Source organism: Bradyrhizobium sp., assembly GCF_019244115.1.
Lineage (GTDB): Bacteria > Pseudomonadota > Alphaproteobacteria > Rhizobiales > Xanthobacteraceae > Bradyrhizobium.
Genome location: NZ_JAFATE010000410.1, coordinates 1 through 5002 on the forward strand (window position 1 = coordinate 1; position 5002 = coordinate 5002).

Here is a 5002-nt window from a genome sequence, read left to right on the forward strand (position 1 = left end):
CCTCGCCGACGACCGCAGCGAGGAGTCGCAGCCTCTCGTCTATCAGGGCATCATCTACGTCACCACCCACAGCGCCACGATCGCGGTCGACGCCAAGACCGGCAAGCAGATCTGGAAGACCAAGATCGAGTATCCGGCCGAGACGCCACGGATCGTGTGCTGTGGCATCATCAATCGCGGCGCGGCGCTGTTTGACGGAAAGGTGTTCCGCACCACGCTCGACGCCAATGTGATCGCGCTCGATGCCAAGACGGGCAAGGAGCTCTGGCGCCAGAAGGCCGCCGACGTCAAGGACGGCTATTCGATGACGGTCGCGCCGCTGGTCGCCGACGGCGTGGTGCTGACCGGTATTTCGGGCGCCGAGTACGGCACCCGCGGCTTCATCGACGGCTGGGATCCCGCGACCGGCAAGCATCTGTGGCGCACCTTCTCCATCCCGACACCCGATGAGCCGGGCGGCGACACCTGGAAAGGCGACACCTGGAAACTCGGCGGCGGATCGACTTGGATCACAGGCTCCTACGATCCCGAATTGAATACGGTCTATTGGGGCATCGGCAATCCCGGGCCGTTCAACGCGGCCGTGCGCCCCGGCGACAACCTTTACACTTGCTCGGTGCTCGCGCTCGACCCCAAGAGCGGCAAGGTCAAATGGCACTATCAGTTCTCGCCGAACAATCCGTTCGACTATGACTCGGTCGCCGAAATGGTGCTCGCCGACATCAGCGTCGACGGCAAGCCGACCAAGGCGCTGATGGACGCCAATCGCAACGGCTTTTTCTATGTGCTCGACCGGACTAATGGAAAGCTGCTCGCGGCCAACCCCTATGTCAAAGTCAACTGGGCCAGCGGCATCGACATGAAGACCGGGCGGCCGATCGAGACCGACATCAGTAAGGACGCGCGCGAGGGCAAGAAAGTCGTGGTTTATCCATCGATACTCGGCGGCAAGAACTGGGAGCCGATGTCGTTCAATCCGCAGACCGGCCTTGCCTATGCCAATACGCTCGCCTTCGGCGGTCATTACAAGGCCGAGCCTGCAACGTACAAGGCCGGCGAATTGTATCTCGGCATGGATTTGACCGACGTGTGGGAATGGGGTGACGGGCCTCGCGGCCACCTCAAGGCGATCGACCCGATGACCGGCAAGGCCAAATGGGAAGCCCCGAGCGACGTTCCGCGCTTCTCCGGCGTGCTGTCGACCGCCGGCGGCGTCGTTTTCACCGGTCAGTTGACGGGCGAGTTCGAGGCCTTCGACGCCGACAACGGCAAGAAGCTGTGGCAGTTCCAGACCGGCTCAGGCATCGAGGGTCAACCCGTGACCTGGCAGCAGGACGGGGTCCAATACGTCGCGGTGACCAGCGGCTATGGCGGCGTCTACTCGATCTTCTCCGGCGATGAGCGTCTGGCAACGGTGCCGACCGGCGGATCGCTGTGGGTTTTCGCGGTCAAGAACTAGCTGCGGATTGCACGTGATCGAGCGAGTATGGATCTGCACGGCGGCGCTGGTCGCCGCCGTCGCAGCGTTCGCTGTCGCAAGCCAGACAGGGCCTGCGGCCGCGCAGCAAGCGGGTGGTGATCAGGCCGTGATCGACCGGGGCAAGATCACCTTCGCGCAAAAGTGCTCGCATTGTCATGGCCCCAACATGGTCAATGCGGGTACGGTGACGCCGGACTTGCGGAGATTTCCTGACGACGAGACGCGGTTCATCACCACCGTGAAGCAAGGCAAGAACAACCGGATGCCGCCGTGGGGCGACCTCCTCAGTGACGATGAGATCAGGGATCTCTGGGCCTATGTGTCGAGCCGGAGGACGTCGTGATCGGACGACTTGCGGCCGGAGGCCTGGCAACGCTTCTCTGTGTGGTAGCGACAGCCACCCATGCAGCCGACGGTCCGCTCACGATCTGCCTCGATGAGAATCTGCCGCCGCTCTCGGTGCATCGCTCTGGCAAGCCGGATAGCGGCTTCGACGTTGCGCTCGCGCAGGCGATCGCCGATCGGCTCGGTCGGCCGCTCAGAATCCAATGGTTCGAAAGCAAGCTCGACGAGGATTCCAGCCCTGCGCTCGAAGCCAACGCCCTGTTGTCGGACGGCCGCTGCGCGCTGATCGGCGGCTATGCCTTCACCTCGGACGCGCTCACCGTGCCCGGCGTGCAGACCGCAAAGCTGCCCGACTTCGAAGGTGCCACGCGGGACGATCGACGGCGGCGCGTGCCGCTCGGCGTGCTCGCTGCGAGCAAGCCCTATGTCTATTCGCCGCTCACGGTCGTGCTTGGTCCCAAGGTGAGGGATCGCAAGATTGCAGGCGTTGGCGATCTCGCCGGTTTGCGCATCGCAATCGAGAGCGGCACGGTTGCAGATGCCATCCTGATGACGTTCGACAACGGACGCCTGATCGACGACATCACGCATCTGGTGCCCGGACGCAGCGATCTCTTGGGCGCGATCGACCACGGCGAGTTCGACGCGACGCTGCTCGACCTGCGCCGGTTCGATGCTTATCGTGCTACACATCCCGGCACTGAGCTCGCAGCCTCCGGCTACTATCATCCCCTCGGCACCAACCGCGGCTATGTCGCGCTTGCCGGCGAGCCGGCGCTGCTGGATGAGATCAACAAGGTGCTCGCCGAATTGCAAGCGGCCGGAACCCTCGCCCAGCTCGGTCAGGCTGCAGGCCTGACATATCTGGCCCCGCATGAGCCCGCTGCCGGCGACGACGTCTGGAAAAAGGTGCTGAACAGATAGGCCGCCGGCGCACCCGACGGGCGCCACATTTTCAGCTGTCATTGCCCGCGAAAGCGGGCAATCCAGTACGCCGCGGCTTAACCGCTCAAGCACCGCTGTCTCTGGAATACTGGATCGTCCGGTCAAGCCGGACGATGACAGCGGGGACATGCGGAGCGAGCCGGCCGCCGGCGACGACGTTTCGAGGAAGTGCTGAACAGGCGGCGCCGCGGCGCGCAGCAATCGGGGACATTCTCTGCTGTCATTGCCCGAAGGCGGGCAATCCAGTACGCCGCGGCTTAACCGCTCAAGCACCGCTGCCTCTGGAATACTGGATCGTCCGGTCAAGCCGGACGATGACAGCGGGGACATGCGGAGCGAGCCGGCCGCCGGCGACGACGTTTGGAGGAAGTGCTGAACAGGCGGCGGCGCGGCGCGCAGCAATCGGCCACATTCTCTGCTGTCATTGCCCGCGAAGGCGGGCAATCCAGTACGCCGCGGCTTAACGGCTCAAGCACCGCTGTCTCTGGAATACTGGATCGCCCGGTCATCAAGCCGGACGATGACAGCGGGGGCATGCGGAGAGAACCAGCTCCTTTCGGACTGCCTTGATGCTACCCTGCCATCATGACCTCATCCGCCGACATTGACAGGGTGCCGCTCGTCACCTCGCCGACCAGCCAGCTCGCGCGCGAGCTCTGGGAGACCATCCGCCTCGCCGCGCCGATGGCCTTGACCTTGCTCGGCCAGATCGCGATGACGACGACCGATCTCGCCTGGATCGGGCGGCTCGGCGAGGAGGCGGTGGCCGCGGCGGCGCTCGCCGCGACGATCTATTTCGTCAGCTTCACCATCGGCCTCGGCGTCGTCTCCGCGGTCTCGCCGCTCGCCGCGCAGGCTTTTGGTGCGCGCGATCCGCGCCGGGTGCGGCGGGCGACCCGCGTCGGGCTCTGGGCGGCGCTGCTGATTTCGCTGCCGATGATGTCGTTTCCGCTTTACGGCGAGCAGATCCTCCGCCTGCTCGGACAGGCAGACGCACCGGCCCGCCTCGCGCAAAACTATCTGCTCGGCCTGGTGTGGGGCGCGACGCCTGCGCTGTGGCTGATCGCGCTCCGCGGCTTCATGAGCGCGCTCAATCGCCCCGAACCGGTGCTGTGGATCACACTCGCAGCGATCCCGGCCAACGCGGTCCTGGTCTATGTGCTGATCTACGGCGCGTGGGGGCTGCCGCGGCTTGGCCTGTTCGGTGCGGGACTCGCCACCACTCTGGTCAATGCCGGGATGTTTGTCGCGGGCCTGTGGTTCGCCGTCACGCGCCGTCCGTTCAAGAAATATCACGTGTTCGGCCGGATCTGGCGCATCGACTGGGTCATGATGCGTGACCTCATTGCGGTCGGCACGCCGATCTCGATTGCCTTGCTGATGGAATTCGGCCTGTTCTCATCCGCTGCGCTGCTCACCGGCCTGATCAGCACGACCGCGATCGCCGCGAACCAGATCGCGCTGCAGGTGACGACCATCCTGTTCATGGTGCAGCTCGGAATCTCGCTGGCGACGACGGTGCGGGTCGGGCATGCGGTCGGCCGGGGCGATCCCTCCGGGGTGCGGCGCGCGGGTTTTACGGCCATGCTGCTCGGGGCCATCATCGCCACGATCCTGACGCTGATCGTGATCGCCTGCCGCTTTGCCATCGCGCGGATCTTTCTCGGCGCGGCGGCGACCAACGCGGAGGCCGTGATCGATCTGGTCGCGACCCTGCTGATGGTCGGCGCGACGTTCTTCGTGACCGACGGACTCCAGACCATCGCGGCGGGAGCCCTGCGCGGCCTGAAGGACACCCGCATGCCGCTGATGTTCGCCGCAACAGGATATTGGCTCGTCGGCTTCCCCTCGGCCTGGGCGCTCGCGTTTCACGCCGGCCTCGGTGCCGTGGGAGTCTGGATCGGCCTATCGGTCGGCAGCGCGGTGTATGCCTGCCTGCTGATCACGCGCTTCCACCGGCTTGCGAACAGGTTCGGTTCGGCATGAGCGTCGAAGAGATCGCGCCGAGTGCCCCATCGCGAGCGTTGCTCCCGGGAGCACAGTTCGCCGACGCATATCGCATCCAGATGGCTGGACCTGCAGGCGATGCGAAAGCGGCGGCGATGCGCATCATGTTCAACGCGCCGTCCTGGTTTGGCGCGTCGCTGCGCTTGCGCAACCTTCTCGTAACCCCGCTTGGCCTGAAAACATCGGCCGTGCCCGGGGCCAAGGGGGTGATCGGATTGTTCCCTG

The 5002-nt window shown here is 65.1% G+C and carries 5 protein-coding genes; all 5 read left to right on the plus strand.

All coding sequences use genetic code 11. The features are described 5' to 3' along the window. A partial coding sequence (locus tag JOZ76_RS18035; protein ID WP_291700345.1) for a PQQ-dependent dehydrogenase, methanol/ethanol family occupies positions 1 to 1459 on the plus strand: 1459 nt, incomplete at its 5' end. Positions 1460 to 1472: 13 nt separating this feature from the next. After that, positions 1473 to 1823, plus strand: coding sequence for a c-type cytochrome (locus tag JOZ76_RS18040; protein WP_441300053.1), 351 nt, complete (start codon positions 1473 to 1475; stop codon positions 1821 to 1823). Beyond that, positions 1823 to 2749: a substrate-binding periplasmic protein gene (locus JOZ76_RS18045; RefSeq protein WP_291700352.1), complete on the plus strand. Its 927-nt coding sequence runs from the start codon at positions 1823 to 1825 to the stop codon at positions 2747 to 2749. Before JOZ76_RS18040 ends, JOZ76_RS18045 begins: the two co-directional genes overlap by 1 nt. 606 nt (positions 2750 to 3355) lie before the next feature. Further along, positions 3356 to 4756 (plus strand): MATE family efflux transporter, encoded by a 1401-nt coding sequence (locus JOZ76_RS18050; protein WP_291700347.1) that lies wholly within the window; start codon positions 3356 to 3358, stop codon positions 4754 to 4756. Then, positions 4753 to 5002 (plus strand): DUF2867 domain-containing protein (locus tag JOZ76_RS18055; RefSeq protein WP_291700348.1); only part of this gene is annotated, 250 nt, incomplete at its 3' end. The genes JOZ76_RS18050 and JOZ76_RS18055, both read left to right, overlap by 4 nt.

What these genes read in the sequence shown, in the direction of transcription:
- JOZ76_RS18050 (WP_291700347.1), top strand. Translation starts at nt 3,356, where the DNA reads ATGACCTCATCCGCCGACATTGACAGGGTGCCGCTCGTCACCTCGCCG.